At 47.9% G+C, this 25,443-nt stretch carries 20 protein-coding genes; 9 read left to right on the forward strand and 11 right to left on the reverse strand.

Annotation, left to right across the window (positions count from 1 at the left end):
- The first annotated feature begins 155 nt into the window (after positions 1-155).
- Positions 156-2,438 (forward strand): formate C-acetyltransferase, encoded by a 2,283-nt coding sequence (pflB, locus tag NFHSH190041_RS11255; protein WP_261921936.1) that lies wholly within the window; start codon positions 156-158, stop codon positions 2,436-2,438.
- Positions 2,439-2,569: 131 nt separating this feature from the next.
- The gene (pflA, locus tag NFHSH190041_RS11260) at positions 2,570-3,307 is read left to right on the forward strand and encodes a pyruvate formate lyase 1-activating protein (protein ID WP_261921937.1); all 738 of its coding nucleotides are present in this window, start codon (positions 2,570-2,572) and stop codon (positions 3,305-3,307) included.
- 20 nt (positions 3,308-3,327) lie between these two features.
- Here pflA and yfbV read toward each other — a convergent pair whose 3' ends face one another.
- Positions 3,328-3,771 (reverse strand): terminus macrodomain insulation protein YfbV, encoded by a 444-nt coding sequence (gene yfbV / locus NFHSH190041_RS11265; protein ID WP_261921938.1) that lies wholly within the window; start codon positions 3,769-3,771, stop codon positions 3,328-3,330.
- Positions 3,772-3,956: 185 nt separating this feature from the next.
- On the opposite strand from yfbV, the gene ackA reads away from it, so the two are divergent.
- The 3 genes from ackA (at position 3,957) to NFHSH190041_RS11280 (ending at position 8,237) form a co-directional block, all read left to right on the forward strand.
- On the forward strand, positions 3,957-5,156 hold the full coding sequence (gene ackA / locus NFHSH190041_RS11270) for an acetate kinase (RefSeq protein ID WP_261921939.1): 1,200 nt from the start codon (positions 3,957-3,959) through the stop codon (positions 5,154-5,156).
- Between the two features lie 90 nt (positions 5,157-5,246).
- Positions 5,247-7,385 carry a phosphate acetyltransferase gene (gene pta, locus NFHSH190041_RS11275; protein ID WP_261921940.1) on the forward strand — a complete coding sequence of 713 codons (2,139 nt, stop codon included), beginning with the start codon at positions 5,247-5,249 and terminating at the stop codon, positions 7,383-7,385.
- Between the two features lie 432 nt (positions 7,386-7,817).
- A complete protein-coding gene (locus tag NFHSH190041_RS11280; protein WP_261921941.1) occupies positions 7,818-8,237 on the forward strand; it encodes a hypothetical protein in 420 nt (139 codons plus the stop codon).
- 747 nt (positions 8,238-8,984) lie between these two features.
- Here the strand turns inward: NFHSH190041_RS11280 and NFHSH190041_RS11285 are convergent.
- The gene (locus NFHSH190041_RS11285) at positions 8,985-9,896 is read right to left on the reverse strand and encodes a class I SAM-dependent methyltransferase (protein ID WP_261921942.1); all 912 of its coding nucleotides are present in this window, start codon (positions 9,894-9,896) and stop codon (positions 8,985-8,987) included.
- 321 nt (positions 9,897-10,217) lie between these two features.
- Between NFHSH190041_RS11285 and NFHSH190041_RS11290 the strand changes: the two genes are divergently transcribed.
- The gene (locus tag NFHSH190041_RS11290) at positions 10,218-11,099 is read left to right on the forward strand and encodes a TIGR01777 family oxidoreductase (RefSeq protein ID WP_261921943.1); all 882 of its coding nucleotides are present in this window, start codon (positions 10,218-10,220) and stop codon (positions 11,097-11,099) included.
- 195 nt (positions 11,100-11,294) lie between these two features.
- Here the strand turns inward: NFHSH190041_RS11290 and NFHSH190041_RS11295 are convergent, their stop codons facing one another.
- Both NFHSH190041_RS11295 and NFHSH190041_RS11300 read right to left on the reverse strand, forming a co-directional pair.
- Positions 11,295-13,760 carry an ABC transporter permease gene (locus tag NFHSH190041_RS11295; RefSeq protein WP_261921944.1) on the reverse strand — a complete coding sequence of 822 codons (2,466 nt, stop codon included), beginning with the start codon at positions 13,758-13,760 and terminating at the stop codon, positions 11,295-11,297.
- A complete protein-coding gene (locus tag NFHSH190041_RS11300; protein WP_410010827.1) occupies positions 13,757-14,605 on the reverse strand; it encodes an ABC transporter ATP-binding protein in 849 nt (282 codons plus the stop codon). The genes NFHSH190041_RS11295 and NFHSH190041_RS11300 overlap by 4 nt, the downstream gene beginning before the upstream one ends.
- 79 nt (positions 14,606-14,684) lie before the next feature.
- Here NFHSH190041_RS11300 and NFHSH190041_RS11305 point away from each other — a divergent pair, with 79 nt between their 5' ends.
- The 3 genes from NFHSH190041_RS11305 (at position 14,685) to NFHSH190041_RS11315 (ending at position 16,481) form a co-directional block, all read left to right on the forward strand.
- The gene (locus tag NFHSH190041_RS11305) at positions 14,685-15,251 is read left to right on the forward strand and encodes an arylesterase (RefSeq protein ID WP_261925103.1); all 567 of its coding nucleotides are present in this window, start codon (positions 14,685-14,687) and stop codon (positions 15,249-15,251) included.
- Between the two features lie 492 nt (positions 15,252-15,743).
- Complete coding sequence (locus NFHSH190041_RS11310) at positions 15,744-16,076, forward strand: SMI1/KNR4 family protein (protein WP_261921945.1); 333 nt, start codon at positions 15,744-15,746, stop codon at positions 16,074-16,076.
- A 51-nt stretch (positions 16,077-16,127) separates the two neighbouring features.
- A complete protein-coding gene (locus tag NFHSH190041_RS11315) occupies positions 16,128-16,481 on the forward strand; it encodes a hypothetical protein (RefSeq protein ID WP_261921946.1) in 354 nt (117 codons plus the stop codon).
- Positions 16,482-16,608: 127 nt separating this feature from the next.
- Here the strand turns inward: NFHSH190041_RS11315 and NFHSH190041_RS11320 are convergent, their stop codons facing one another.
- The 7 genes from NFHSH190041_RS11320 to NFHSH190041_RS11350 form a co-directional block, all read right to left on the reverse strand.
- On the reverse strand, positions 16,609-18,597 hold the full coding sequence (locus NFHSH190041_RS11320) for a TonB-dependent copper receptor (RefSeq protein WP_261921947.1): 1,989 nt from the start codon (positions 18,595-18,597) through the stop codon (positions 16,609-16,611).
- 371 nt (positions 18,598-18,968) lie between these two features.
- On the reverse strand, positions 18,969-19,994 hold the full coding sequence (gene sohB, locus NFHSH190041_RS11325; protein WP_261921948.1) for a protease SohB: 1,026 nt from the start codon (positions 19,992-19,994) through the stop codon (positions 18,969-18,971).
- A 109-nt stretch (positions 19,995-20,103) separates the two neighbouring features.
- Positions 20,104-21,357: an ABC transporter permease gene (locus NFHSH190041_RS11330; RefSeq protein ID WP_410010828.1), complete on the reverse strand. Its 1,254-nt coding sequence runs from the start codon at positions 21,355-21,357 to the stop codon at positions 20,104-20,106.
- Positions 21,354-22,556, reverse strand: a complete 1,203-nt coding sequence (locus NFHSH190041_RS11335; protein ID WP_261921949.1) for an efflux RND transporter periplasmic adaptor subunit — start codon at positions 22,554-22,556, stop codon at positions 21,354-21,356. The genes NFHSH190041_RS11330 and NFHSH190041_RS11335 overlap by 4 nt, the downstream gene beginning before the upstream one ends.
- On the reverse strand, positions 22,556-23,740 hold the full coding sequence (locus NFHSH190041_RS11340) for an efflux RND transporter periplasmic adaptor subunit (protein WP_261921950.1): 1,185 nt from the start codon (positions 23,738-23,740) through the stop codon (positions 22,556-22,558). Before NFHSH190041_RS11340 ends, NFHSH190041_RS11335 begins: the two co-directional genes overlap by 1 nt.
- On the reverse strand, positions 23,733-24,719 hold the full coding sequence (locus tag NFHSH190041_RS11345; RefSeq protein ID WP_261921951.1) for an HlyD family secretion protein: 987 nt from the start codon (positions 24,717-24,719) through the stop codon (positions 23,733-23,735). Before NFHSH190041_RS11345 ends, NFHSH190041_RS11340 begins: the two co-directional genes overlap by 8 nt.
- Positions 24,709-25,407: an ABC transporter ATP-binding protein gene (locus tag NFHSH190041_RS11350; RefSeq protein WP_261921952.1), complete on the reverse strand. Its 699-nt coding sequence runs from the start codon at positions 25,405-25,407 to the stop codon at positions 24,709-24,711. Before NFHSH190041_RS11350 ends, NFHSH190041_RS11345 begins: the two co-directional genes overlap by 11 nt.
- Between the last annotated feature and the right edge of the window lie 36 nt (positions 25,408-25,443).

Below are 25,443 nucleotides of genomic sequence, written 5' to 3' on the forward strand. Positions count from 1 at the left end.
GTTTTGCTCCGTAAACTGGTTCCCGTCCCATGGGTAAAGACGCATCGAGGGGAGCTGGTAGTGCAGGACTTTAATATTGGTCTGTCGGATTAGCGGGGGTTACCTCCGTGTCGGCAGATCTATGGCCTTTATCTTAACAAGAAGGTATTTGTACGATGACTGATACAACTGATCTGTTTGCAAGCGCTTGGGAAGGTTTCGTTCCAGGTGATTGGAAATCTGCTGTCAATGTACGTGACTTTATCCAACAGAACTACACTCCTTATGAAGGCGACGACGCTTTCTTGGCCGATGTGACTCCTGCCACCACTAAACTGTGGGACAAAGTCATGGAAGGCATCAAAATCGAAAACAGCACTCACGCGCCTGTTGATTTTGACACCAAAGTAGTTTCTACCATTACTTCACACCCAGCCGGTTATATCGAAAAAGAACTGGAAACCATCGTAGGTCTGCAGACTGACGCTCCTTTGAAGCGTGCGCTGATCCCTAACGGCGGTATCCGTATGATCGAAGGTTCTTGTAAAGCCTACGACCGCGTACTGGATGAAGATGTTAAGTACATCTACTCTGAACTGCGTAAGACTCACAACGCTGGTGTATTTGATATCTACACTCCATCAATCCTGGCTTGTCGTAAGTCTGGTGTACTGACTGGTCTGCCAGATGCTTACGGTCGTGGCCGTATCATCGGTGACTACCGTCGTATCGCCCTGTACGGTATCGACTTCCTGATGAAGGATAAGTACGCTCAGTTCACTTCTTTGCAAGAGCGCTTTGAAAAAGGCGAAGACCTGACTGCAACCATGCAGCTGCGCGAAGAAATCGCTGAACAGCACCGTGCTCTGGGTCAGATCAAGAAAATGGCCGCCTCTTACGGTTGCGATATCTCAGCTCCTGCTAAGAATGCTCAAGAAGCTATCCAGTGGACTTACTTCGGCTACCTGGCTGCAGTTAAGAGCCAAAACGGCGCGGCTATGTCTATCGGTCGTACCTCTAGCTTCCTGGATATCTTCATCGAACGCGATCTGAAGAACGGCGTGATCACCGAGCAACAAGCTCAAGAAATGGTTGACCACTTCGTCATGAAGCTGCGTATGGTTCGCTTCCTGCGTACCCCAGAATACGATGAACTGTTCTCTGGCGACCCAATCTGGGCAACTGAATCAGTTGGCGGTATGGGTCTGGACGGCCGTACTCTGGTAACCAAGAACAGCTACCGCTTCCTGCACACCCTGTACACCATGGGTCCAAGCCCAGAGCCAAACATTACTGTTCTGTGGTCTGAAAAACTGCCTCAGGCCTTTAAAGAGTTCTGTGCCAAAGTATCTATCGATACCAGCTCTATCCAGTACGAAAACGATGACCTGATGCGTCCTGACATGGACTCTGACGACTATGCTATCGCATGTTGTGTGAGCCCAATGGTTGTTGGTAAGCAAATGCAGTTCTTCGGTGCCCGAGCTAACTTGGCCAAGACCATGTTATATGCAATCAACGGCGGTGTTGACGAGAAGTCTAAAGCACAAGTTGGTCCTAAATCAGCCCCTATCGCTGACGAAGTACTGAACTACGACGACGTAATGGCTCGCATGGATACCATGATGGACTGGCTGGCTACCCAGTATGTGTCTGCTCTGAATGCTATCCACTACATGCATGACAAGTACAGCTATGAAGCTGCACTGATGGCACTGCATGACCGTGACGTTAAGCGCACCATGGCTTGTGGTATCGCTGGTCTGTCTATCGCTGCTGACTCTCTGTCTGCTATCAAGTACGGCACTGTTAAGCCAGTTCGCGACGAAAATGGTATCGCTGTAGATTTCGAAATCTCTGGTGACTATCCTAAGTTCGGTAACAACGACGCTCGCGTTGACGATATCGCTTGTCAGCTGGTTGAAACCTTCATGAACAAGATCCGTCACATGAAGACTTACCGTGATGCGATCCCAACTCAGTCTATCCTGACCATCACCTCTAACGTGGTTTATGGTAAGAAGACTGGTACTACTCCTGACGGTCGTCAGGCTGGTATGCCATTCGCACCAGGTGCTAACCCAATGCACGGCCGTGACGAAAATGGTGCAGTAGCCTCGCTGACTTCTGTGGCTAAACTGCCATTTGCTCACGCTCAGGACGGTATCTCTTACACCTTCTCTATCGTGCCTAACGCACTAGGTAAAGAAGACGCTGCCCGTCGCACCAACCTGGCTGCACTGATGGACGGTTACTTCCACCACGCAGAAGGTCATGAAGGTGGTCAACACCTGAACGTTAACGTACTGAACCGCGAAACTCTGGAAGATGCTATCGAGCACCCAGAGAAGTACCCACAGCTGACCATCCGTGTGTCTGGCTATGCAGTTCGCTTTAACTCTCTGACTGCTGAACAGCAGCGTGACGTAATTACTCGTACTTTCACCAAGTCTCTGTAATTACTGACTAATTAGTGAGTTTTCAGGCTGTATCCGTTTTGCGGGTACAGCCTGCTTTACCAATCATCGTATTGAATATTTTTAATTAAGTGTGCAATACAATTGTTGGTTGTTTCATCGCAGGAGTCCTTATGACAATCAAAGGTCGTATCCATTCCATCGAATCATTCGGCACCGTTGATGGTCCGGGTATTCGCTTTATCGCCTTTATGCAGGGCTGCCTGATGCGCTGTCTATATTGTCATAACCGTGACACCTGGGATCTACACGATGGTAAAGAAGTGACCGTTGAAGATCTGATGAAACAAATCCGGTCGTACCGCTCTTTTTATGATAATGGCGGTGGTGTTACTGCATCCGGCGGTGAAGCGATTCTGCAAGCGGATTTTGTCGCCCAGTGGTTTAAAGCCTGTAAAGCAGAAGGCATTCACACCTGCCTCGACACCAATGGCATGGTGCGCAAATATACCCCTGTTATTGACGAGCTGCTGGATAACACAGATCTGGTGATGCTGGACATTAAGCAAATCGATGATGACAAGCATATTCTGCTGACTAAAGTCAGTAACCACAGAACACTGCAATTTGCAGAGTACCTGGCAAAACGTAACCAGAAAACCTGGATCCGTTATGTGGTTGTCGGTGGTTATACAGATGATCTTGACTCTGCTCGTCGTTTGGCTGAATTTATCAAGCCAATGAAAAATGTAGAAAAAGTAGAGCTACTCCCCTACCACGAGCTAGGCAAACACAAGTGGGAAGCGCTAGGCGATACTTATCAACTAGACCAAGTCTCTCCCCCTAGCCGGGAAACTATGGACGCCATCAAAGCAGTCTTTGTAGAAATGGGGATTAATGCTATATATTAATCCCGCTAAAGTAGAATACGCTAAACCGTATCCCAGTAATGTTTATCTAAGCGTTCAAATGCGGTTTTAAGCAGGGTGGCCATGTCCTGATAACAGGCCTTAGCACCCAATTGGCGGCAATTAACCCCCATAGACAGCAACTTAGCTGACAGTTGATTGCCCCAATCCAGTAAAGATAACGGTAAGGGATGACGGGCACGCCATCCCAGCCACATCAGCCCCTGAAAAGGCAAGCTGAGAAAAAACAGCGCTAAGGTCAGCGCCTGAGGCAAAAATGCCCAACCGTAAAGGTAAACCTGACCAACAGCGGCCATCACGGCCAACGCAGGGGTAACACGCTCCGCCAATTGAGTAGCGCGAATAACGCGGTATTCCGGAAAATGGAACCCCAATTGTCTGACCATGGGCCAGGTGTGCATATAGCGACGACCATCACGCACGGTAGTTAATATTTGCAGGCTCAAAGAAGACACCGAAAAAATTTGGAATATTGTTGATACCTTAGCACAGCCAAGCGCCCGCGCCCAAGCTGAGCTATAAGCGCAACAACAGTATCCACCGTCCCCTTGGGGACAAATTAGGCGCTTCAGCGTACCGCTGAAGACAGTTTAATGAGTGATATCACTCACACAATGGCAAAGGTTTAAACATGTCCGACAAACTGGTATTGGTACTTAACTGCGGTAGTTCATCGCTGAAATTCGCAATCATTGATGCTGCCTCCGGCGAAGACCACATCTCTGGTCTGGCTGAGTGCTTCGGCCTAGAAGATTCTCGCATCAAGTGGAAAGTAAACGGTGAGAAGCACGAAGCTGCTCTGGGCGCCTTCACTGCACACCGCGAAGCTGTAGAATTTATCGTAGAAAAAATTCTGGCCGCTCACCCTGAACTGGCTAGCCAGCTGCAGGCTATCGGTCACCGTATCGTTCACGGCGGCGAAAAATACACTCAATCTGTTATCATCGACGACTCTGTACTGCAGGGCATCGAAGACAGCGCCATCTTTGCTCCGCTGCACAACCCAGCTCACCTGATCGGTATCCGTGCTGCTATGGCTTCTTTCCCAGAACTGCCACAGGTTGCTGTATTTGATACTGCTTTCCATCAGACTATGCCTGAGCACGCGTACATCTACGCACTGCCTTACAAACTGTATCGCGAGCACGGTATCCGTCGCTACGGTGCCCACGGCACCAGCCACCTGTTTGTAAGCCGTGAAGCTGCAAAAGCACTGAACAAAGATCTGGCTGACACCAATGTGATCACCGCTCACCTGGGTAACGGTGCTTCTATTTCCGCAGTTAAAGGCGGTAAGTGTGTTGACACTTCTATGGGTCTGACTCCACTGGAAGGTCTGGTAATGGGTACCCGTTGTGGTGATATGGATCCTTCCATCGTTTACCACCTGATCCATCAGCTGGGTTACACCGCTGAAGAAGTGAATAACCTGATGAACAAGCAATCAGGTCTGCTGGGTATTTCTGAGCTGACCAACGATTGCCGCGGCATCGAAGAAGGTTACGCTGACGGTCACAAAGGTGCTACTCTGGCACTGGAAATCTTCTGCTACCGTCTGGCTAAGTACATTGCTTCTTACACTGTATCTCTGGGTCGTCTGGACGCTGTTGTCTTCACCGGTGGTATCGGTGAAAACTCTGAGCTGATCCGTGAAAAAGTGCTGAACCTGCTGGAAATCTTCAAGTTTGAAGTTGATGCAGAGCGCAACAAAGCTGCCCGCTTCGGTAACGGCGGTGTGATCACTAAAGAAGGCACTCCAGTTGCTATGGTGATCCCAACCAACGAAGAGTGGGTAATTGCTGAAGATTCTATCGCACTGATCACCAAGTAATCAGGCGATTCCGGCGGCCACTGCCGGACTGTCTTTTCAGACTTCACAGCAGCCTTCGGGCTGCTGTCTCCATTGAAACCTGAGGTTTTTATGACCCGCAAGATTATGTTAGTCCCAATCGGTACCGGCGTAGGCCTGACTTCTGTCAGCCTGGGTATGGTCCGTACACTGGAACGCCACGGCGTGAAAGTGCAGTTTTTCAAGCCTATCAGCCAACTGCGCTCCCACGACACCGGCCCAGAACGCTCTACCACTATTCTGAGCAAGTCTCCTACTGTTAATCCGCTTGAGCCATTTGAAATGGAACATGCAGAAGCACTGATCCGTGCTGAGCAGCAGGATGTCCTGATGGAGCAAATCATTGCTCGTGCTTCAGAATGTGCTGATAACACTGAAACTCTGATTGTAGAAGCACTGGTTCAAACCCGCAGCCATCCTTTTGCCGATGACGTAAACTATGCCATCGCCAAAGCGCTGGACGCAGATGTGATTTTCGTTGCTACGCCAGGCAATGACAGCCCAACTGCGCTGATGAACCGTTTGGAAATCGCCTACAACTCTTGGGGCGGAGCTGAGAACAAGCGTCTGATCGGTGCCATCATCAATAAGATCGGTGCACCGGTTGATGATGAAGGCCGTACTCGCCCAGATCTGACTGACATGTTTGACCGTGAAGCGCCAGCACGTCTGGACTCCACAGCTATGTTCCAGCTGCCAGGTAAGAGCCCTCTGCGTATTCTGGGTAGCGTGCCATACAACCTGGAAATGATTTCACCACGTGCTTCTGATCTGGCCAAGCACCTGCGTGCTCGTATTGTCAATGCCGGTGATATGAACACCCGTCGTCTGCGCGGTGTGACTTTCTGTGCCCGTAGCATTCCAAACATGATCACCCACTTCAAAGCTGACTCACTGCTGGTAACCTCTGGTGACCGCTCTGATGTCATCGTAGCGGCCTGTCTGGCTGCCATGAATGGCGTGAAGATCGGTGCCCTGCTGCTGACCGGTTCTTATGAACCAGAGCCAGAAGTGATGGCACTGTGTGAGCAAGCATTCGAAACTGGTCTGCCAGTATTCCTGATCGACACCAACACTTGGCAAACCTCCCTGAACATCCAGCGCTTCGACCACGAAGTACCGGTTGACGATGCGGTTCGCATCGAATTAGTTCAGGAATATGTTGCCAGCCATATCGATCAGAACTGGGTTGAGAGCGTTACCCAGAACTCACCTCGTGAGCACCGTCTGTCTCCGCCAGCATTCCGTTACAAGCTAACTGAGCTTGCACGTGCTGCCAAGAAGACCATCGTCCTGCCAGAAGGCGACGAGCCTCGTACCATTAAAGCGGCCAGCATTTGTGCAGACCGTGGTATCGCTCACTGTGTTCTGCTGGGTAACCCAGATGAAATCCGTCGTGTTGCAGCACAACAAAACGTGACTTTGGCTGACGGCATCGAAATCGTTGACCCAGACCAAGTGCGTGAAAAGTATGTTCCTGCACTGGTTGAAATGCGTAAAGCCAAGGGGATGACCGAAGTGGTTGCCCGTGAGCAACTGCAGGACAACATGGTACTGGGTACCATGATGGTTGCGGCCAACGAAGTTGACGGTATCGTATCCGGTGCGGTTAACACCACAGCCAATACTATCCGTCCACCACTGCAGCTGATCAAAACTGCTCCTGGTTCAAGCCTAGTATCTTCCATCTTCTTTATGCTGATGCCAGATCAGGTTTATGTATACGGTGACTGTGCGATTAACCCAGATCCAACTGCTGAGCAGCTGGCTGAAATCGCTATCCAGTCTGCTGACTCAGCTAAAGCGTTCGGTATTGAACCACGCGTAGCGATGATCAGCTACTCTACTGGTAACTCAGGCAAAGGTAGCGATGTGGATAAAGTCCGCGAAGCAACCCGTCTGGCTCAGGAAAAACGCCCTGATCTGGCTATTGATGGTCCACTGCAGTACGACGCTGCGGTAATGCCAAACGTTGCTCGTTCTAAGGCTCCTGACAGCCCAGTTGCAGGTCAAGCTACTGTATTCGTGTTCCCAGATCTGAACACTGGTAACACCACCTATAAAGCAGTACAGCGTAGTGCTGACCTGATCTCTATTGGCCCAATGCTGCAAGGTATGCGTAAGCCAGTAAACGATCTGTCTCGTGGCGCACTGGTTGACGATATCGTTTATACCATCGCTCTGACTGCGATCCAGGCAACACAAAACTAATCGTTGCCGACAGTAAAAAAACCGGTCTATGACCGGTTTTTTTGTATCCAATCCCATTGCGTGGTTATTTTGCAGCCAAAAAATGGGCTAAAAGTAACGATCCTGACTAAGTCAGCTGAATAATTTTCAATAGATAAAAGTTAAAACACAAAAATGCGGAAAAATTAAACAGCAAAAAAAAACATTTAATTTCATATAGATATGAAGTTACTGTATATTCGTCAACAAACTTGTCCACAGATTTTGTGGATAAACACCAAGGGGTGAGCTATTCAGCATTACCCTGATATCAAATTTTGTCAAGCCCGTTGGATCAAAACGGGATCGTTACCCTGTTAACCCACACACTGACATCAACTTGCGAACTGTCAAATTAGCCACAATACTCAAATAACAAACCCAGTTAACATTCGGAAAGTTATGCGTATTATAATGACTACCCTCACTCTGTTCGCCACATTACTGCTCAGTGGCTGTTCAGAAGATATCAGTGGCCCACCTAGCACACCAGAAATGACCGCTAGAGGTTTCTTCTCTGCCATTTATGTCACTCGGGATGTTAGAGATGCCAAGCCTTTTGTTGATAAACCTATCTGGGATCTATTGCAACACTATCGTATTGCCTCATCAGTGCAGCGCCATATGCTTAATTTGCCGCTGACTAATGTCAAAATAAAGATCACAGAAGTAGATTTAGACTTTTTCCGAAAATTCAGCGATTCAACCAAAGTTGAAGTAAGATTAACCGGCTTGCGGGATGGACAAAAATGGAAAGATGATCGCACTCTGCGACTTGAAAAACGCAAAAATAAATGGATTATCACAGAAATTGTGCCGGAAAAAATGCGCTAACCGCACTGATAACATTATTTTTGCTTGCACCAATTACCCATAAAAACAGCAGCTATAAGCTGCTGTTTTATTCAAACTGAGTATTTTCATACATTTGCTTCAAACACATCGGCAACAGCAGTATTCAACAAAAATATTGAAAACAGGCTTTGAACAAATAGAACTATCAATTACCGATTGGCTCCACAAAAAGCACTAGATCGCACAAAAGCGATGTCCGCTATCAGTCTAAAAATGCTTCTTCGTCCATCTCTACCGGCAAGGACTCAATCACATCATCCTGCACTTGATAGTATGCGTTTTCGTAATCTTCAACTTCCATAATAACTCCGGATTGGGTACAAAGTGATGCCCTGTTTCGGGCATTTAAGACGGTAATATCCGGCAGCATATCCTCGCTGCACTGTTTGCGAGTTTACCATTATCGGTCAAAAGTTACAGAAAACTTTCAGTTATGTTTTGTATCAACAAGCAATATCGACAAAAACCCGTGAAATATGAAATAACCCCCGAAAGTCTTTCTATACAACAGATGGCATTACTGCAATATGCTTGCACAAGGTAATTGGTATCGCGACAAGAAAAAAATTGGATAACAAAGATAGCTGCCACCAGTAGCCAACTTGGTATAACAACTTGGTATAACAACTTGGTATAACAACTTAAACGACATAAACCAAACAACAATATTCATCATGGCGACTATGAATGCTGCTGCCCTGATTAGGTCAGCAGCATGAGGCGCCATCAGTGACTTATGCGGTAACGTAGTACCTTTAAGGATTTTTCTTCATCGATATCAGCAAAAACAGCAGGGTTTGCCACCCGCTCAATAAATTGCAACTGTGGTGCTTGTGCCACAACCTGTTGCTGTAAGAAAGCACAGTCCAACTCAGGGGCATTCAGACAAAGTAGTAACTCTCCCTGCTCACTCAGCAATTCAGGCAGTTTACGCAGTAAACGGGCATAATCTTTGGTCGCGACAAAGCTCCCCTTCTGGTTACTTGGCGGATCTGCCACAATGAGATCAAAAGGCGCCGCTTTACGTAGCTTACCCCAAGATTTAAAGATATCGTGCCCCAAAAAACTAACGCCATTTTTAATGCCATTTAGCTGATGATTCTGTTTACCAATAGATAAGGCACCTTTGGCCATATCAATATTTACCACCTTTTCTGCTCCCCCCATCATGGCGGCAACCGAAAAACCACAGGTGTAGGAGAACAGATTCAGTACCCGTTTACCTTGCGCCATCGCCTGTACCCAAGCGCGACCAGCACTCATATCTAAAAACAGCCCATGATTTTGCCCACGCAACAAATGGATCATAAAACGGTTTCCATGTTCCGTCACAATGTGGGGCTCGGGTACACTGCCACACACCAACTGGGTATGGGTCTGGCCACCGGCGCGATATTGATACACTAAGTTCAGTGTTTCCGTTGGCCGCTGCATCTGCCAGAAATGTGTCACGGCCTGCAACAAGGGGGCAAGTTCAGCATCAGACAGCTGTTTAAAACTGGTCAACAAGAGGACAGGCTCAAACCAATCAAGGCAAAGATGCTCTGCGCCAGGGAAACGCCCCCCCCGGCCATGAAAAATACGGCCACACCCTTGGGGCAGTGACATAACAGCTAATTGTTCAGTCAATACTTGCATAATACTCAGATATTCAGGGCAGCTAAGCTACCGGGAAAAGAATAAATCCGGCGATGCGGATAACGGCGCCAAGCATACCACAGACCAGCCAACCGCTTTAGCCCGACACATGACTCATTAATGCCGAGCATCGCCATGCCCACCGTTGTAGGCTTGCCTGACGCCTGATGCTGCCATTCCTCGCTACAATGGAAATACCTAAATAAAGTGACGACTTCCAGCTAAAAAATAATTGCTACAGATGCCGTACCATAATGTAATAAACGGATAAAAAGCATAATCTTATTAGCAATAGCTGTCGTAAACAGGATGGGAGACAAGATGCATATTCTTATCACCGGTGGCACAGGGTTTATTGGCCGACAATTAGTCTCGGCATTATTACCAGCACACAGGATCACAATCCTGACCCGTAATCCAAACCGTTATTCCTCAACCGATAAGAATCCAAGTTATCTTGGCTCATTGGCGGAGCTAACTGAGCTTAATCAATATGATGCGGTCATTAATCTGGCGGGAGAGCCGATTATTGGCCACCGCTGGAGTGAGCAACAAAAACAGCAGTTATGCCATAGCCGCTGGGATATCACTGAGCAGCTAAGCAACCTTATCCAGCGCAGCAGCCAACCGCCAAAGGTCTTTATCAGCGCATCCGCTATTGGTTACTACGGTTGTCATGATGATAAACCTTTGGATGAACAAGGCGCAGTTAAGCCAGACTTTTGCCACAACCTGTGCCAACGTTGGGAATCGCTGGCATTAGCAACCACCAATACCCGGGTCTGTATTGTCCGTACCGGCATTGTGCTGGGGCCTAGTGGTGGTGCACTAGCCAAAATGCTATTGCCATTTAAACTCGGTCTAGGTGGCCCTATCGGCAATGGTAAGCAAGGGATGAGTTGGATCCACCAACAAGATATGGTTGCCCTGCTGCTGTTTTTACTACACACAGATTCAGCCAATGGAGTTTACAATGCCACAGCCCCAACTCCAGTCAGTAACCGAGAATTTAGCCAAGCATTAGGCCATGCGCTGCATCGACCAGCAATATTGCCCACCCCCACACTCATGCTGCAACTGATGCTTGGAGAAAGCGCACTCCTACTGACCCACGGCCAATATGTTGTTCCAGCACGAGCCTTAGCGGCGGGATTTCAGTTCCAGTTTCCCACGTTAGATGCAGCACTGGCTGATTTGTGTTGATATCTCTCGGTATGGGTTTATCAAAGACACATCCTACACACTCAAATCTTTAATGAGCCGTGATTGGCGTTTATCGCAAGGGAAGTTTATAGCAAGATAAGTTAATCGCGATGTCAGCAGCAACTGACATCGCAACTCGCCCTAAGGGAAATAACCGCTACACATCCTTGCCCAAATAAAATACCTATCCGCAATTTATACGCCTTTTAGCAATGCTACACAGGAGCGGGAAAGCAGTTGTCGGCAACGCCACAGGCCCAATAGTGCAACAATCACCGCGCCACAAACTGGTGCCAATAACCACCAGTGCCAATGGAAAAACACCCTCAGCTCAAATACCTGAGTTTTCAATAAATAGAGAGAAAATTCAGCCACTATTGCCGCCAACACACCGGCAATTAGTCCCAACAACGCAAACTCCAATGCGGTGGCCAAACGCAATAATCTGCCAGAGCCGCCAAAGGTTCTTAATACCGCTAACTCGCGCTGACGCATAGCCATACCGGCTTCAGTCTGCGCCACCATTACCAGAGCACTGGCCAACACAACCAAGATCAATACCAAGGTCAATGACAGAGACACCTGATCAATAATCTGTCGCAACTGACTGACCATAGCGCCAACATCTATTACCGCCACGGTAGGAAAAGTTTTAATCAAATCCACCACCAACTGGCGCTGATTGTCCGGCAAATGGAAACTCATCATGGCGGTATGGTCAAAATCAGCCAGATCTTCCCGGGTCAAAATCATAAAAAAGTTCGGCTGCAAAGTTTCCCAGTGTACAGTCCGAATACTGGTAATTCGCACTGTCAGTTCCCGGTTATCAATCATATAGGTCAGGTGATCCCCTAACTTCAGATCCAGCCGCTCCATCACCTTGGTTTCAATCGATACTTCACCTTTAGCCTGATTAAAACGCCCTTCAAGTAAATCATTATTGGGGGGCAAGCTATCACGCCAAGTTAGATTCAGCTCCCGGCTAATCCCCCGTCGCCCTTCCTGTCCGCTAGCGGCCTGCTGACCCGATACAGTCGTATCATCATTAATACGGATCAGTCGAGCGCGCACCACAGGATAAATATCCGTCGCTTGCACCTCGGCCAAAGCAAGAAAATCTGCCAATGGCTGCTCATCTTGTGGCGCGATATTAAACAGAAAATAATTCGGCGCATTGTCCGGTAACTGCTGTTGCCATTCCTGCAGCAAATCTTGTCGCAATGCCAAAATGGTCAGCAGTAATACCAATGCCGCGGAAAATCCCACTAACTGCACAGCATTATGCCGAGCCCGCCGCCGCAAACCCGCCAATGCAAGCTGCAAAGGATTGGTGGTCTTCATACCGATCCCGTGCCCTAAACGGATCATCAGCCACCCCAGCCCCGCCAATAACATACCCAATAATAATGCCGCGGCCAGCACTGTCAGCGTCAAAGGCAAAGAGCCAGAATATAGCCAACCCAACGCCCCGATAGCTGTCATACTCAGCAACAAGTGCAACCCCGCCCAATGGGCTCGTCCTTCCAATTGCCGTTGTAATACCCGTAACGGCGGGATATGCAGTAATCGCAGCAGAGGATAAGCAGAAAACATCACGGCACTCAGTACGCCGGTGCTGATCCCAAGCCATACCGGTCGCCACAATGGTGTCGGATATGCCGCGATCTCGGCCGGTAGCAAGGTCGATATTCCCATCGCCAACAATCGGCCGCCGATTAACCCCGACACGATCCCAGACACACTCACCAGTAGCAGATGCAAGGCAAAAATACGTGTCACTTGCCCAGAGGATGCACCAAAGGTTTTCAGCATCGCCACCACATCATAATGCCGCTGACAATAACGTTGCGCCGCAATCCCAATAGCGGCGCAAGCCAGTGCAATGCCAAGTAAACTCGCCAACAGCAAAAAACGCTCGGCGCGCTGCACCGCACCAGCAATCGGAGAATCACCAGACTGCACATCTACCCAGCGCTGTGACTGCGTCAATTTGGGTTTAGCAAATTTGGTAAAGTCCGCCAGCGCATCGGCACTGCCCGCGAACTGATAACGATAAGTAACCCGACTTCCGGGACTGATAATGCCGGTCGCCGCCACATCAGCCAGTCGCATCAATACCACGGGAGAAGATGCGAACGGATTAAATCCAGCATCGGGCAGGCGGCGGATTTCCTGCCCTAAAATCATCTTGGCGTTACCTAGCTCTACCCTAGCCGGTTTACCTCCGGCTGCGCCCAACAGCCCTGCCAGACGGTGTTCATACCATAACTCTCCCGCAGCCGGTAAAGTAGCAACCGGGCCGGAGTTGAGTTCAATCTGACCTTTAAGGGGATACTCAGGCCCTACGGCTCTGACCGTCACCAGCTGAAATGACTCTCCGGCGTAAATCATCGAGTTAAATTCCAGCCCGGTAACCTGCTGCAGCCCTAAGGACTCGGCCTGTTGTAATAACGCAGGTGCCAAAGGCTGAGGAGAGGTGATAATCCTATCGGCGGCGATAAATTTCGCCGCCTGACCATTAATGGCCTGCTGCAACCGCTCACTGATCCCAGCCAAGCCGCTAACTGAAAGTACTGCCAGCGCGATAGCTAAAATAATCAGCAATAATTGGCCTTGTTTCAGTTCCCGACGAAACAGCCTCAGTGCCAGCGTCCAACTCATGCTCCGGCCTCCTTCTGCGCGGCTTGCTCGCCAGGGTTGCCCCCCTGCACTACGCTATGTTCTTGATTTGGATTTGGCTCTGGCTCTGGCTCAATGTCAGACGTAGAGTGATGCTGTTGCTCGCAGGTTAAGTCTGCCACTTTTGACGGTACCGGCTGTTCTTGAGACAATGCGGTGAGCATGCCATTTTCCATCAACAATTGGCGCTGACAGCGCTTAGCTAACTGCAAATCATGGGTCACCAGTACTAGCGTGGTGGCATGTTCGCGGTTCAATTCAAACAGCATATCTGCAACCCGCTGTCCATTGGCTGCATCTAAATTCCCGGTTGGCTCATCTGCAAACAGTACTTGCGGTTGACTGATAAATGCCCGGGCAATCGCGACCCGTTGCTGCTCACCACCAGATAACTGCTTTGGTAAGTGGCCGAGTCGGTGTGCTAACCCAACGCGGCTAAGCATAGCTTCTGCTTGCTTGCGGGCATCAGCCATCCCCGCAAGCTCTGCCGGCAACATCACATTCTCCAGAGCAGTGAGGGTGTCCACCAGCATAAAAGATTGAAAAATAAAACTGAGCTTTTGTTTACGCAGTGACGCTTTCTGCTCCTCATTCAACCCCGAGAGTGCCGTACCGCCGAGCCAAATCTCACCATCACTGGGAGTATCTAATGCCGCTAGCAGGCCAAGTAGCGTGGATTTTCCGGAGCCGGAAGGACCTAAAATAGCAACACTTTCTCCCTGCTTGACATCTAAATCAATGCCTCCCAGGATAGTCAGGGTTCCTTCCTGCGTAGTAACGGATTTACTGAGGCGGCTGACAATAATGGCACTGTTCACGGGTATCACTTCCTTTTATGGCTGTGGGATAACAGCCCGGGCAAAACGCCGGCTTTTATCCTCAATTCAACTCCTTGCTCTAGTGCTTATGGTACACAATCCAGCTTGGAGTGCATCCATTCTGATCCTCGGCGACAGCCTCAGTGCCGCCTATGGTATCCCTGAACAACAAGGTTGGGTTGCTAAACTGCAACAGCAATTACCTCAACATCAAATTATCAATGGGTCAGTCAGTGGTGAAACCAGTGCCGGTGGCCTGCGCCGGCTACCGGCACTACTGGATTCCGCTACGCCAGATATCCTGCTGGTGGAGTTGGGGGGGAATGATGGGCTACGGGGATTTTCTCCTGCAGCATTGAAATCAAATCTTACAAAAATCATTGAGCTAGGACAGGCAAACGGAGCCTTGGTATTACTGACAGAAATGATGGTGCCACCCAACTATGGCCGCAGATATAGCCGTCAGTTTAATGGGGTTTACCATGATTTAAGTGAGCAGTTTGCGATTCCACTTATTCCATTCTTTATGACTGAAATAGCCATCGACAGCAGTCTGATGCAACGAGATGGTATTCACCCTAATGCAACGGCACAGCCCAAAATCACACAATGGATGGAGCCATGGATAAGTTCTGCACTTGAGCAGATAGAATGATGTTTATAGCAGAGATAAATCCGTTTCACTGAGTACATGATACGGATTGAATCGCCCTATTGTCATCCGATGATTGTTATCTAACGTCTGCATTTTAGGTAATTCCATTATAATAGGGGTGATTTTTATTAAGAATTACTCTAAAGCACATAGTATTATAATATTTTGTGTATTACTTTTAATAATGATGCGCGATACAAATCACACTATTACTTCATTAATAAAATATCCCTTAATAATTACCCTATAAATGCAACAGCTTTGCCGCTATGAATAGTTTAAAAAATAGATACCATAATAAATAAACAGGACATTTGATATGCAGAGATATTTTTTATATGTCATTAAAATAGTATATGGTAACATTCTGTTGCTAGAATAAATCTAACACAATTAGTATTAATTAGAATAAAAGTAGATATTATAGATATGAAAACCCATAAAAATACATTCTACTTTTATACACAAATTTATTAACACGAAATTTAAACAATGAAAGAAATAATAATTAGTAAACAGTTCCCCGCTCTAAGCACTAGTGAAATAGCTGACATTGAATCAGCATTATCAACACGCTTTGGCTATCATAAAATACCAGATGACTATAAAAAGTTTTTGCAACATACCAATGGCTGCCTATTTCACTTTGCTGATAATGACGAAGATGAAGATGAAGATGAATGCGACTATGTTATTGATGTAAACTTACCTTTTACAACAACATCTCCTGTCGCGGGTTTGTTTGGGATTTGGCTCGACAAATATCGGCATGATAAAAATATCAATTCTCATTGGCCTGAATTATTCGCATCAAATGAAAACTAAAAAGAGAATTTTGATGTATTACCTAATGAAATGATGTCATTTGCCTATGAGATGGAATCTTCTGGTGGATTATATGCAATGTCTGTTGCAGAAAAGGATTTTGGTAAAGTTTATTTTTATTATGATGAATATTACTATTCTGTTCGCGTTAGAAAATATATGCTCGAAAAACACGGATACTGCTATTATGACCAAAAAATAAAGACCATACTGGAAAAGTATTCTATTGACCTTAACAAAATCACGGCAATTCAATTAAGTCATCGTTTAATACCAGGGGTCATCATCGATGAAGTAGATAATTTACCGCCAGAATGTATTTTTGAACTAGAACGCGCAAATTTCATTCCAATTGCAGATTCTTTCACCGACTTTATCAATAAACTTTTTGTCGAAAAGATATAATAAATGGATTTACTCCTCCTAAGTCCACTAACTTACATCTGTTCATAACAAAAACCTGCCTTGAATAATTCATTTTCTTGGCAGGTCCATACCAATCTATTAAGAAGCACATTTTCGTAAAACTATATCAAAACAAATATTCCAATTTGATCCAGCCATTGCGGCTCGGTTCATTAACCTTAAAGGTCGGCACGCTACCAGGAATATCATTGCCAGCGCCGGTGCGACTAATATGTTCGGCATACTCACGGTTAAACAGATTCTCAACCCCTAGCGTCAAACGAATATGTTCTGAATGCTGCCAGCTGGCGTTCAATGCTAGGGTGCCAAAGCCGGCACTTGGGCCCAAATCTTGCCCAGAGATGTTACCCTGTCCTAGTGCAATCCTGTCTTGCGCCGCAACGACTCGCCACAATATGCCAAGATGCCAATTCGCCACACGGTAGTCCAGACTCCAACGCCCTTCCAAGGGTGATATCTGCCCCAGTGCTTCATTGTCTGTGTCATTATCACCATAGGCATACACCAGTGAGATCTGACTTGCCAGACTCTCCTGCAGTTGCCAATTTATCCCCAGCTCACCACCCCATACCGTAGCGTCAATATTGCGCGATTTACTGTAATTTCTATTATCTATTAAGGTGTAATCCCAAATTTGACCATAATAGAGCGCGCTGGAAAGGGTGAGACTGTCAGTTTCATAGATCCAGCCCATATCCAGCTGACTGGTTTTTTCCGGCTTGAGATTAAATGCTTTGAGGTTTTTATCACTCTCTGCAGATTTCATTATCTCCCAGTAATCCGGTATCCGCTCAGCATAGCCAACCCCGGCATAATATTGATGATGTCCCAGCTGCTGTTCGATACGGGTAAAACCACTGTAGAAATTATCCTGCCGCGTGCCGCCTTGCCCGACATAAAGCTCAATCTGCCATCTGTCATAACGCAGCCCGGATACCCACGTCAGACTATCAAGCTGATGGGAGAATTCAGCAAACAGCCCATACTGGTGATAAGTCATATTATCCTTAAATGGCTTGGCCAGCAGCTCATCTAAACCATTATCCAATTGAGGATTAATGCTGCGCCCCTTATGGTTGGAATACTGTAAATCAGTCCCTGTCACCAAGGACAACGCCCCCAATACCAACTCAGCCTGAACATGTCCCCCTTGGGTATCGCGCCGAACATTAGTACCAGCATTAATGCCCTGATCAAACTGATCCATCACATGATCATTTTCATTATGGTAAGCCTGAAATGTCACCAGTTGCAGATAATCATTATCAAAGCGATGTTCACCCATCAGGGTGATATTTTCATTCTTAATCACCCGCGCTTTATTGGCGCGATCCGCATACTCGGCCTCACCATCTGACTTACCGTAACTCAGTTCTAGTACCGTATTTTCTGTCGGAGTCCAGCCCATAGCAAAATCCATATTACGTCGGTCATAACTGGACTGTACTGGATTACCATTGCCATCGTGATAATGATCACTCGCCGATTGATTAGCATCTAAATCGATATAATGGCTCGTATCACCGGCTCTGAGTTCAACAATGTAATCTAGCCGCTCAAAACTACCAGCGGTAACGCTGGCGCGCCCTGTCGCATCTGGCGCAGAAAAGGTATGTCTATCTTTGGTAAACAGCACAGTACCGGCGGAGCCTACCGGGCCATGGCGTACGGTTTGAGGGCCTTTAATCACTTCAATGCTGTCATAAGATTCCGGGTAAATATAGGCTGTGGGCGGATCCATCCGGCCGCCACAAGTGCCATACACATGCTGCCCATCATCAACAATATTAATCCGCGAGCCCCCCAATCCCCGCAGCGAAGGGTCACCACCAGCCCCACCTTTACGACTGATACTAAAACCAGGAATTGTCCGTAAAAAACCGGCGCCGTCATAAGCGGGCAATGGTAGCCGCGGCTTTTTCGGATCGGTCATCACGCTCAGAGGCTTTTTCATCAGCTCACCGGTCACAACAATGCGCTCATCACACTGTGATTTATCGGCGCAAGAAAGTGGCGATTGCTCATCTTCCGCCCAAACAACACCCGTGCTCAATCCCCCAGCCAACAAGGCCCAGTACCAAAATACTTTGCTCATACCTTTTCTTCTCTTCCATGTATGTTGCTGATATAGCAGTGGCTTTCACTCGCGCCATATCCTTGTTGCGCAGCATTGTGCCGAGCAAGTATCCAGGCAGCAAAGGGGATGGCGCAAAGTGCGACAATGTGCCGCACCCTCTCCGTGCACTGGATCAGATTTTGCCGGGATTGAGCTTGGCTCATATTGAAAAAGTAAAATAAGTGACAGGCAATCTTGGCAAAAAAAGATAACGCCGTCTTTGCGCATTCACAGCTAGACAAAAACGCACAAAGAGGAAAAATAAATTAAAACGAAATTAAAATGGCAGGCAACAAAAAGCCCGTCATCATAACGGGCTTTGAACGTTAAGCTTTACTCAATATGCAGTATCAACCCAGTGGCTGGTTTTTCTCTGCCAGTTTATTCATCACAGAGCCAAACACCACACTGGCACCATGACCCAACTTATCAGCCAACTTTTTCTTCTGCCGATAAGCGACTTTAATGACCTGATAATCTTGACTCAGCTTCATAATAATATCGTCACTGGTCGCAATTTCGTCCACCAGCCCCAGTTCAATGGCCTGCTGACCATACCAATGTTCACCATTGGCAACCCGGTCCAAATCCAAATCAGGACGATATTGCCCGACAAAGCCCTTAAATAACTGATGAGTTTCTTCCAACTCCTCACGGAATTTCTCCCGCCCTGCTTCAGTATTTTCACCGAACATAGTCAAGGTGCGCTTAAAGTTACCGGCTGTATGCTGCTCATAATCAATCTCATGCTTTTTTAGCAAGCGATTGAAATTAGGTAATTGAGCAATCACACCGATAGAGCCGACAATGGCAAATGGTGCGGCATAAATCTTATTGGCCACACAAGCCATCATATAGCCGCCGCTGGCAGCGACTTTATCAACACAGATGGTTAAAGGCAGCTTAGCCTGACGCAATCTGTCTAACTGACTGGCCGCCAAACCATAACCATGAACCATACCACCACCGCTTTCCACATTCACCAACACCTCATCCTTAGCTGGATCGGCAATGGTTAAAATGGCGCTAATTTCTTCCCGTAGGCTAGCCACTTCATGGGCATCAATACTGCCTTTGAAATCTACCACAAAAACACGCTTATCCGTTTCAGCGTTATCATCCTGCTTTTCAGCGGCTTTTTCTTCCGCTTTACGGGCTTTTTCATAGGCCTTAAACTGCTTCTTGCTTAACAGTTCCCGCTTCAGGTGATGTTTTAACTCTTTAAGTTCAGCGGATAAATCCGTGATCTTCAGCTCGCCCTTATCGCTTTTGTGTTTTATCGTGGCACCCAGCACCACAATCACAATAGCCAGCACAGCCACCACGACAGTTACGGCCTGAGCCAGAAACAGCCCATATTGATATAAAAACTCCACATTCTACTCCGTGAAAGCACGTATGCGGGCCATAACGACCCCATTTAATATGGCGTTATTCTAACAGGCATTATTACTATGGGAATCATTGATTAATATTTTACTTACGTTAATCCCGCTGTAATGCCGAAATGGGATCCAACCTAGCGGCTTTTCTGGCTGGATAAAAACCAAAGCCTATACCCACGGCCATACACATAGCCAAAGACAGGAGGATAGCAAATCCTGACCAAGCGACTGGCCAACCGGCCACAATGGCAATAACCCAAGCTAGCAACAGACCAAAGCCTATCCCAACGACCCCACCGGTAACTGAAATGACCATACTTTCTATCAAGAACTGCCGAGCAATATCCCGCTGCCTCGCACCTAGTGCCCGTAATAAGCCAATTTCACCGGTACGCTCCAGCACAGTCGCTAACATAATATTCATAATGCCTATGCCCCCCACTAGTAAGGAAATACCAGCGACACAGGCCATGACAATATTGAAAATGTTCTGAGTCTGTTGATGCTGTGCCAGTAAATCGGCCGGCACTACCAGAGAAAAATCCGTTTCGCCACCATGACGGCGCAATACCACAGCTTTAACAGCAAGGGCCGCCAGTGAAGGTGAAACCCCCTCGTTCAGTGCCAGTTTGATCCGATCCAGTTGGTTTTCAAGCCCATTAAAGGCCATTTTTTTCAGTGCTGTATGCAGTGGAATAAACACCTGATTACGCTCACCGCCCAGTTTCACTCCCTCAATACTGGACTTCAGCTGGGGCCGGTCTGCCAACACGCCCACCACGGTAAACCACTGATGGTTGATCTTAATCAGCCCACCCAGAGCCGGTCCCTGAGGAAATAAACTACGCGCCGCCTCCGGCCCCAATACCGCCACTTGAGCAAAATGGCTATCATCCTCTAGGGTAAATGTACGCCCCTTGGCCAGATGAAAAGCACTTAAGGTAAAATAACTGGGGCTGACCCCCTGAACCCCGGCATCACTGCGGCCATGGGCACTGAACAGACTGTAAACTTTAAGCTGTTTTTCTCCGCTCCAGTTATGGATAAAAGGCAAGCTGTCTTTAATGGCGGTGATATCATGTAAATGCAGACCAATACTGTGTTCCCGCACCGTTTTTTGCGCCTCATTATCCATAGGTTTACTGTTAAGCACCAGATTCCGCACCCCCATGGACTCAATCATTTTTAGCGCTTCCTGCTCAGCGCCCTCCCCGACACTGAGCATGGCTATCACGGCTCCGACACCAAAGATCATACCCAGCAGTGTCAAGGCTGTGCGCAGTTTATGCTGATACATCTGGGTCAGCGCCTGATGAATCTCGGCCCCATACTCCCGCCATAATATTAAATTCATTGCTTTCTTCCTGGAGGCAAAGTCAGAGCTATCTCCTCCCCTGGCTTAAGCCCACGGTGGATAACACTAAGATCCAGACTCCGGGCTCCTAACGTCACCGAATGGCGAACAAAACCAGTATCTGTGCGCAAATAAAGCCAGTAATCCTGCTGTTCATTATGGAAAAGTGCCTGATTTGGCACTGTGAGCACATTGTTCCGCGCCAAGACATCAATCACGGCATTAATCTGCCGACCGGGTTTCATCAGACCCGGGACGGTATTATCTAGGCTGACCACACACTCAAAGTAATTCACCGGGCTTTGCTTATCTCTGGGACTGGCCAGCGCCGAGACCTGAGTGACAGTGCCGGTAAAGATTTTATCCGGGTAGGCATCCAATCTAACGCGAGTCTTGAGTCCAGATTTAAGTCCGGCGGCCTCAGATTCCAGCACATAAAGTCTAGCCTGCATCTTTGTGGTATCGGGCAATATACCCAGCGCCATACCGGCCCACACCATATCTCCCACCGCAGGCTCCTGGCCGTCCCAATCCCTATGGTATACAAATAGCCCATCATGGGGCGCCTTAATCTCAACCTGTGTCAGATTTTCCCGATAACGGACGATATTATCCTGATAACTGCGCTGCTTCAGTGCCAGTAAAGATTGCTCCGCCAAAGCCTGCTGCTGATGCTGAGTCTCCCCCCAGTGCAAATAATCCTGTTTGGCGATCAGATAATCCTGGTTACGGCGCTGATCAATGATATCGAGTTTCGTATAAACCCGTTCATCTTCAACAAAAAAGCGCTTTGCCAGAGCCAGTTCAGCCGTCGTGACCCCAAAATCAAGCTCAAGGGCATCACCGGTACTATTATCTTTCCTCTGCTGTATCTGCTTATCCAGCGTTAGACGATCAAAGGCAAACTGCTCCAGCTGCAGATTATACTGCTCCCGATCTGGATCAAGCCGGGCAACGGTATCCCCGGCTTTTACCCAAGTAAAATTATCTACCAGCCATACCAAAGATTGGGGGCCGCGCAAACCTCCCGGTATGGTAACCTGTGTTGCCACACTAGCCTCTAATATCCCATCGGCGGAGATCTGTACCTGAAAATCCTGTGGCTGCACCCTAAGGGTCAGTACCTGCTCATCGCCATAATCACAGCCAGCCAACAGCAACAGGCTGGTGAATATCAAGAATCGGCTCAATAACACCATTATTGCCCCACCACAGACTGCCCCGGCAGCAACCCACTTAACACTTGGATATACTGACTGTCACTGTTTCCCACTGTGATATTTTGTTTGTGGGAAACAAACCTGCCCGGCACATTGACATAAGCCTGCTCAGCGTCATAGTGCACTACAGACTTGGGCAACAGCAGCATGGTGTCCACTGCTGGCAACTCAATAGTCAACTTGGCTGTCATCCCCGGCCGCATCAAAGCCGGGTCCGGATGTTCAATACTGGCAACGGCATCAAACACCACCTGGGGCAAGGCTGGATTTTTAGCCCTGAACACCTGACCAAGGTGAATAATTTTACCGCTAAAACGCCGCTGTGGATTGGCATCCAGCCGGATCTGTACCTGTTGCCCCAGCTTTACCCGACGGGCATCCATTTCCGCTATTGCCATATTGACCTGCATTTGACTGAGATCTGCTATGCTGACCACAGTATCGCCTACATACACAGACTGGCCCTGCTGAATTTTATTGCCATCATAATCCAGCCCATAAACCAGCGTACCGGCTGACGGAGCCTTAAGTGTCATCGCGGCCAGAGTGGCCTGCAGCTCCGCCTCTTCACTGCTGGTCTTGTGTTGATCCTGGGCAAGCATTTTCATTTTCTGACGGTTACTTTCTTGCTCCAGTTGCTGCTTTTGCTCCATTAACTGCACTTTAGCCTGAGCCAATTGCAGATCCTTTTCATATTTAAGCTGTTCAATGCGGGCAACTGTGTTATCAGTCAATCGAAATTTCAGCTCTGCTTTGTTATATTCCATTTTTGCCTGAGCCAAATCCAGCTTAAGCTGTGCCAACTGCCTATCATTACGTAGAGCTGAGGTTTTCATCTCCTGCTTAATGGCGGCCAATTGCGCCGTTTTGGCCTGTAGCCGACGCGTTATTTCTGCAGTATCCAATCTGGCAACCACCTGACCTGCCTCAACCTGCTCTCCTTCAGGAGCCAGTTGAGTTATCTGATATTGCCATACCCGACGCAAAGCCGGTGGAGTCAATGATTGATTATGGGCCGATGCTAGCTCACCACTGACCTGAATATCCTGATGTAACCGGCCATTAACAGCACTGACAGTGGCAGGCCCAGAGCAGCCACAGATGCATAACGCCAGTAACAGGGGGAGAGTCAGCGACACATACCATTGCCGAAAATTATCCATGTTGCTCCTCCAGCTGGATCTGTACACTCATTCCCGGCTGCAGGGTTAAATCCTGACTTTGCAGCGTCAGAGTGATCTCAAACCAATAGCCCTGCCCCCAGCCATTTTTTCGCCGGGCTTGCTGACCTATTTGGCTTACACTGGCTGATACTTGGCGAGCCAAATCAGCATCCAGTCGTATCAAAGCGTTATTGCCTGTAGCCAACTTGTCCACATCTACCTCATTAACCCAAGCTTTTATCTGTAAACTATCCATGGCCGGAATATGGGCCACTGGGCGGCCAATCTGCACTGTGTCTCCCACGGCAATTTTCCGGCCAGTATTATCATTTACGCCATACAATACCGGGCCGGCCACTCCTGCGCGCAAAGTCAGACTATCCAACTCAGCAAAAGCCCGGTGTAATTTTAATTCAGCCTCCTGCCGATCCAGCGCCAGTTGCGCCAATGCAGCATGACGACGAGCAATATTTTCAGCCAATGCCTGACGGGCTTTGTCACTGGCAGTCTGGGCACGATAGAGATTGAATTGATTATCAGCGTATTTTTTAGTGGCAATATATTTCGCAGGAATATCAGCATCCAGTTGTGCTTTTTGCTGCTCAATTTCGGCCTGCTTAACATTGAATCCAGCCTGCAACACCTGGACATCCAACTCATTTTTCAAACTTTGTCGCTGAGCTTTTACCCGTTGCACTTCGGCTTCAAGTTGTTCTATCTGACTATTTATTTGGCTTTTATCAAATATCACTACGGTTTGCCCCACACTGGCAATCTGCCCTTCCGGCATCATCCACTGGATTTGGTAACGCCAGACATCCCCAGCTTTGGGCACAGTAAATGATTGAGAGTTGGCGGAGCTAATCTGTCCTGTCAACAATAACGGCGCACTATAGGCAAAATGACAGTTCCCCGCTTGCCCGCCACAGCAAAATAATATGAGCCAAAAGCAGCGCCGCAAAAAAACGTCAGGCAACATGATGTGTCTCTCCGCCGACAGATACAATGTCAGACACAATACAACCATCCCGCATACGGATAATTCGTCCCGCACAAGCAGCAACGTCCTCTTCATGGGTGACCAGCACTATGGTCTGCCCAGCTCGGTGCAGTTCGGCCAGCAGCGCCATAATGTCCTGTGATGTTTTACTGTCCAGTGCACCCGTTGGTTCATCTGCCAATAAAATAACCGGTTTGTTCACCAGCGCCCTGGCTATGGCCACCCGCTGACGTTGGCCTCCGGATAATTGGTTGGGCCTATGATCCAGCCGATCCCCCAGTCCCACTCGGTGAAGCAACGCGATGGCCTCATCCCGGTTGCCCGCAGGGGGATGAGCAAACCTTAGAGGTAAGAGCACATTTTCTAGTGCCGATAATCTAGGCATAAGATGAAAATTCTGAAACACAAAACCAATATCGCGGCTGCGAACGGCAGATAAAGCATCATCATCCAGTTCAGCGACATTTTGACCATTAAGCCAATAATTACCGACAGTCGGTTTATCCAGACAACCAATAATATTCATTAAACTGGATTTACCTGAACCCGATGGTCCCATAATGGCAACAAATTCATGGGGAAAAATATGAAAACTGATATCCGTCACTGCCTGCACCCGGATATCTCCCATAAAATAATTTTTTTCTAATTGACTAACTCGAATCATCTTATTTTTATGTATAACATTCACAGTCAAACTTGC

The sequence above is a fragment of the Shewanella sp. NFH-SH190041 genome (assembly GCF_024363255.1).
Lineage (GTDB): Bacteria > Pseudomonadota > Gammaproteobacteria > Enterobacterales > Shewanellaceae > Shewanella.

What these genes read in the sequence shown, in the direction of transcription:
- pflB (WP_261921936.1), top strand. Translation starts at nt 156, where the DNA reads ATGACTGATACAACTGATCTGTTTGCAAGCGCTTGGGAAGGTTTCGTT.
- pflA (WP_261921937.1), top strand. Translation starts at nt 2,570, where the DNA reads ATGACAATCAAAGGTCGTATCCATTCCATCGAATCATTCGGCACCGTT.
- ackA (WP_261921939.1), top strand. Translation starts at nt 3,957, where the DNA reads ATGTCCGACAAACTGGTATTGGTACTTAACTGCGGTAGTTCATCGCTG.
- pta (WP_261921940.1), top strand. Translation starts at nt 5,247, where the DNA reads ATGACCCGCAAGATTATGTTAGTCCCAATCGGTACCGGCGTAGGCCTG.
- NFHSH190041_RS11280 (WP_261921941.1), top strand. Translation starts at nt 7,818, where the DNA reads ATGACTACCCTCACTCTGTTCGCCACATTACTGCTCAGTGGCTGTTCA.
- NFHSH190041_RS11285 (WP_261921942.1), bottom strand. Translation starts at nt 9,896, where the DNA reads ATGCAAGTATTGACTGAACAATTAGCTGTTATGTCACTGCCCCAAGGG.
- NFHSH190041_RS11290 (WP_261921943.1), top strand. Translation starts at nt 10,218, where the DNA reads ATGCATATTCTTATCACCGGTGGCACAGGGTTTATTGGCCGACAATTA.
- NFHSH190041_RS11295 (WP_261921944.1), bottom strand. Translation starts at nt 13,760, where the DNA reads ATGAGTTGGACGCTGGCACTGAGGCTGTTTCGTCGGGAACTGAAACAA.
- NFHSH190041_RS11305 (WP_261925103.1), top strand. Translation starts at nt 14,685, where the DNA reads ATGGTACACAATCCAGCTTGGAGTGCATCCATTCTGATCCTCGGCGAC.
- NFHSH190041_RS11310 (WP_261921945.1), top strand. Translation starts at nt 15,744, where the DNA reads ATGAAAGAAATAATAATTAGTAAACAGTTCCCCGCTCTAAGCACTAGT.
- NFHSH190041_RS11315 (WP_261921946.1), top strand. Translation starts at nt 16,128, where the DNA reads ATGGAATCTTCTGGTGGATTATATGCAATGTCTGTTGCAGAAAAGGAT.
- NFHSH190041_RS11320 (WP_261921947.1), bottom strand. Translation starts at nt 18,597, where the DNA reads ATGAGCAAAGTATTTTGGTACTGGGCCTTGTTGGCTGGGGGATTGAGC.
- NFHSH190041_RS11330 (WP_410010828.1), bottom strand. Translation starts at nt 21,357, where the DNA reads ATGAATTTAATATTATGGCGGGAGTATGGGGCCGAGATTCATCAGGCG.
- NFHSH190041_RS11335 (WP_261921949.1), bottom strand. Translation starts at nt 22,556, where the DNA reads ATGGTGTTATTGAGCCGATTCTTGATATTCACCAGCCTGTTGCTGTTG.
- NFHSH190041_RS11340 (WP_261921950.1), bottom strand. Translation starts at nt 23,740, where the DNA reads ATGGATAATTTTCGGCAATGGTATGTGTCGCTGACTCTCCCCCTGTTA.
- NFHSH190041_RS11345 (WP_261921951.1), bottom strand. Translation starts at nt 24,719, where the DNA reads ATGTTGCCTGACGTTTTTTTGCGGCGCTGCTTTTGGCTCATATTATTT.
- NFHSH190041_RS11350 (WP_261921952.1), bottom strand. Translation starts at nt 25,407, where the DNA reads ATGATTCGAGTTAGTCAATTAGAAAAAAATTATTTTATGGGAGATATC.